The organism is Saccharothrix sabaoui (genome assembly GCF_051756985.1).
Lineage (GTDB): Bacteria > Actinomycetota > Actinomycetes > Mycobacteriales > Pseudonocardiaceae > Actinosynnema.
Genome location: NZ_JBPKJK010000302.1, coordinates 1 through 4,576, shown reverse-complemented (window position 1 = coordinate 4,576; position 4,576 = coordinate 1). Strand labels below are relative to the sequence as shown.

Here is a 4,576-nt window from a genome sequence, read left to right as displayed (position 1 = left end):
TCAGCCCGCCTTGTCGCGGCGGGAGCCGAACGTGAACGCGACGCCCCACATCATGAGCATGACCCCGCCCACGGCGCCGGTGACGTTGCGCCACGTGCCCAGGCCGCCGGCGCCGGACATGGCCGCGACACCGCTGAGCACGAGGCTCACCAGCAGCAGCGCCAGCGCCGTGAAGCCGAGTGCGGCGACCGCCGTCCGTCCGGGGTCCCTCTCACGGGTCATACCGACTCCTCACTGCTGGAAGTAGTCCGAGAACGGGTTGAAGCACGCGTTCAGGTCCGTGAACTCGTCGCTCCACGAGTTGTCCGTGTCGACCCAGGCCCGGGAGATGTAGCAGCCCGCCGCGATCGGCGTCGCGACCGCGCCGAGCGCCTTCCCGGCGAACTTGGCCGCGCCGCTCACCCCGAGGAACGACAACGCCCCGGTGGGGTCGCTGTTGTTGATCGGGTCGCCCTGGGCGTAGTTGTACGGGTTGGGTTCCTGGCCGGTGGGGTCGGGGGAGCGGAAGCGCGCGTAGGCGCTGTCGTAGACGCGGTAGCCGAGCAGGTGGTGGCCGCGCTGGAGCTGGTAGGCGCCGAGGTAGCGGAACGGGTTGGCGTTCGCGGCGGTGCCGGTGGCGGTGACCACGCCGTAGGGGCTGTAGGCGTAGCGGGCGGCCACGTCGCCGTTGGCGTCGACCAGGGCCATGACGCTGCCCTGCGGGTCGGTGACCGCGCCGTAGCGCGCGCCGGCGGGGGTCCTGAGGGTGACCAGCAGGCCGTCGGGGTCGCGGGTGTAGCCGGTGCGCTGCCCGTTGTCCACGGTCTCTGTTACCCCGAGCGCGGTGCGGGTGAACACGTGGGTGACCTGGCTGCCGCCGGTCGGGGTCTCGGTGATGGTGTGCGGCTGGGCCTGGTCGCCGGTGTCGTAGGCGAAGTCGAGCACCTTCGTGCTGCCGAGGTTGCCGGTGAGCAGCTGGTTGGTGGGGCTGAAGGTGAAGCTGGACTCCGGGTTGGTGGTGGACTTGTAGTTGCCCGCGCCGTCGAACACCGCGTTCACGTCGTTGATCTTGGTGTACTGGTCGGCGGCGTTGACGGTGTACGTGCGGCCCTCGCCGGAGAGCAGGTTGGTGGCGTTGTCCAGGCTGTAGGTGCCGGTGCCCGCCTGGGTCAGACGGCCCAGCGCGTCGTAGGTGTAGGCGACGGTGCCCTGGGTGTAGACGTACTTGGTCTGGATCTTGTCGGTGTCGGTGCCGTCCGCCTTGGCGTAGGTGTAGCTGAGGAACGGGAAGACGACCGTGCCGGCCTTGCCGATCCAGCTGTACCTCAACCGGCCGGAGGTGTCGTACTCGTTGGTCTGCCACGCCTGCCCACCGGGGAAGGTGGTCCTGGTGCGCTGGTCGTTGTCGTCGTGCTCGAACGTGGTGGTGCCGCCGTGCGCGTCGGTCAGCGAGGAGAGCCGGTCGGCCTCGTCGTAGTCGTAGGTGGCGGTGCCGGACGGGGTGGTCAGGGTCTTGAGGTTGCCGGCCTTGTCGTAGGTGTAGGAGACGACCTCGGTGCCGCGGGTGACCTTGGTGAGCTGGTTGCGGGCGTCGTGGTCGAGGGTCCTGGTGACGCCGGGGACCTGGGTGGAGGTGAGGTTGCCGTTGGCGTCGTAGGTGTTGGCCTGGCGCACGGTGGAGCCGTGCTTGACCGACACGACGTGGTCGAGCTTGTCGTAGCCGTAGTCGATGCGCACGCCGTTGCCGTCGGTGACGCTGGTGACGCGGGAGAGCGAGTCGTGGGTGTAGGTGGTGGCGCCCATCGGCGCGGGCGGGGCGACCTTGGTCAGGTTCCCGGCCGTGTCGTAGGTGTAGGTGGTGGTGGCGCCCTTGCCGTCCTTGCGGGTGGTGACCAGGCCGCGGGCGTTGTACGTGTAGGTCTCGATGTCGGCGTTCAGGCCGGTGGAGCGGATCTTGGTCAGGTTGCCGCGGGTGTCGTACTCGCGGGTGTGCTGGTTGCCCGACGGGTCGGTGACCTGGGTGGGCAGGTGCGGGTGCGCCGAGCTGGTGTAGCCCACGACGCTTTGCGCCCCCGTGGGCAACTGGGTGCCGATGAGGTTGTTGAGCGAGTCGTAGTTGTACGTCGTGGAGTGCGACAGGGCGTTGGTGGCGGTGTTGACGTCGCTGTTCGCCGTCCAGGTCTGCGACTGCTCGTGCCCGAGCGCGTCGGTGGCCCTGGTCTGGCGGCCTTCGCCGTCGAACTCGTGCACCGCGGCGTGGCCGTTGGCGTCGGTGACCGTGGTCTCGTCCCCGTCCACCTCCCGGTAGGCGTAGGTGGTGGTGGCCGTCGTCCCGCCGGCGAGAGGCTTGGTCAGCGACGCGACCCGCCGGTCGCTCCAGCCGAGCGCGTAAACGCCCCCGCGGGCGTCGGTGAGGCGGGTCAGCAGGCCGTCGTCGTCGTACTCCAGCGCGACCTGCTTGCCGTCGCGGTCGGCGAACCGGGTCAGCTTGCCGTCGTCGTAGGTGTAGCCGCCGAACGACAGCCCGGACGGGTCCGTGATCGAGGTGACGCGGCCCTGGTCGTCCGAGGCGAAGGAGGTGACGCGGCCCTGCGAGTCGGTGATCGACGCCAGGTCGCCGTCGGGCCCGTAGTGCATCGTGTTGGTGTTGCCGTTGCGGTCCTCCTGCGAGGTGAACCAGCCATCGGCGTCGAACCGCCACTTCTCCTGCGAGTCGTGGAAGGTCGCGGTGAACGTGCCGTCGGCGGCCTTGGTCAACGTGGCGTCGATGCCGGGCGGCGAGGTGTAGCCGCCGTCGGGCCGTTCGTCGAAGCTGACGCAGTAGCCGTTGGGGCCGAACAGCTCGACGCTGCCGTTCCACAGCCACAACCCCACGCCGCTGCCGGTGCTGAGCTGCCAGTTGCCGAAGTCGTCCGAACCCCAGCCCTGGCTGTTGTAGACGTGGTCCACCGACAGGTTCAGGCCGGTGCCGGGCAACGTCAGGTCGCGCGCGACGACCATCACGTTGCCGTTGGACAGGTTGACCGACAGCTCCAGCCGGTCGCTGATCCGGTGCCGCTCCATCGGGTAGGACGGCAGCGCCCCGGGCCGGTCCCAGGTGGTGCAGGCGATGGTCTGCGCCCCGACCTCACCGCCGCGCCACGGCCGGTCCGGCGGCGCGCCGCCCACCGGCGTCCTCGCGACCTCGCCCCCCGGCGTCCACGACTCGGGGGCCTCCACCCCCTGCTCCGCGGCCCCCTCCGGTGCCGCCTGCCCCACACCGCTGACCAGACCCGTGGCCAGCACCACCGCCGTCGCGCCGCCGAAAGCGCGCAGCACGAACCCACGCAGGATCCTGCGTCTCATGGAAGAAGTCCCCCTCGCAAGGCCGAGCGCCTTGTCGGCAGCCCGGCGCGCCCGGTGCCCCCTCGGCACCGGCCCTGCCGAAGCTAACGATCACCGCATCGGGACGCATCCCGGCTGCCTCCGGCCGCCTGAACGGAGCAGTTCCCGGACTACCCGGCGTAACGGGATCGCCGCGTTCGGCGGCGAGTGGGTGAAGCACCTCGGGCGTGTCCGGTGTGCCCCGGTGACGACGGGGCTTGGCCGGCTGCGAGTCGGGTCCGCTCCGGGCGGGGTCAGCCGCGCAGCGCCCGGATCTTCCGGCGGACGCGCCGGAGCGCCACGACGATCCCCAGGAACAACGCCAGGGCGCCCAGGGCGGTCCAGGGCACGGCCCACACGGAGGCGTCGGCGGTCGCGGGGGGCACGGCGCCGCCGAGGGACTGGGTCGCCGAGGTGACGGGTTCGGCCGTGACCCGGACGTCGAGCGGGCCGAGGGGCCACACGTCGGTGACGGTCCGCGTGAGCGTCACGGCGTTGCCCGGCAGCAGTTCCGGCAGCACCTCGCCGGTGGTCGAGCGCTCCCCGAGGCCGAACGGGCCGCTCAGGCGCACCGACGGCAGCAGCGACAGGCGCAGGTTGCCGTCGTTGACGATCGTGTAGGTGACGTCCACCTCGCCGGTCCCCGCCGGGTTGGGCGTGCCCCGGTAGGACGGGGTCACCGAGTCGATCCGCACGGTGGCGTCGATCGGCCCGGCCACCCGGGCGTAGAGCCTGCTGCCCACCCGGCGCTCCACCTCGACCGGGGTGTCGCCGCCGCTGGTGGTCAGGGCGGCGACGAGGCCGCCCACGTGGTCACCGGGCTCGGCGTCGGCGGGGACGGCGACGCTGAACGGCACCACCGCGGTCCCCCGCGCGGGCACGACGACCCGCGGCGCGGAGACGGTGACCCAGTCGCCGACGACGGCGGACGCCTCGTCGCGGGCGAGCAGGTCGAACCCGCCGGTGCCGGTGTTGACCGCGTCCCCGGCGTAGAGGTCCAGCGTGATCTCGCCCTCCCCGAGGTTGCGTACCGCGAGGTGGTCGTCGTACCGCATCCCCGGTTCCACGACGTAGTCGAACCGGGCCCGGCCGTCGGGTCCGGACGCCGACGCCGGCGCGACCGACCACGTCTGCCGGTCGGCGTCACCGGCGACGGGTTGCGCCACCGCGTGGGGCATCGGGAGGAGGGCGGCGACGATCAGGGTGGCTCCGGCGCGGCGGGCCGCGGCCAACG

The 4,576-nt window shown here is 71.7% G+C and carries 3 protein-coding genes; all 3 read right to left on the bottom strand.

What is annotated here, in order from left to right; genetic code table 11:
• Positions 1 to 222, bottom strand: a complete 222-nt coding sequence (locus ACR807_RS41195; RefSeq protein ID WP_438926986.1) for a hypothetical protein — start codon at positions 220 to 222, stop codon at positions 1 to 3.
• A 9-nt stretch (positions 223 to 231) separates the two neighbouring features.
• Positions 232 to 3,324, bottom strand: coding sequence for an RHS repeat domain-containing protein (locus ACR807_RS41190; protein WP_438926985.1), 3,093 nt, complete (start codon positions 3,322 to 3,324; stop codon positions 232 to 234).
• A gap of 272 nt (positions 3,325 to 3,596) precedes the next feature.
• The coding region (locus tag ACR807_RS41185) for a WxL protein peptidoglycan domain-containing protein (protein ID WP_438926984.1) at positions 3,597 to 4,576 on the bottom strand (980 nt) is incomplete at its 5' end.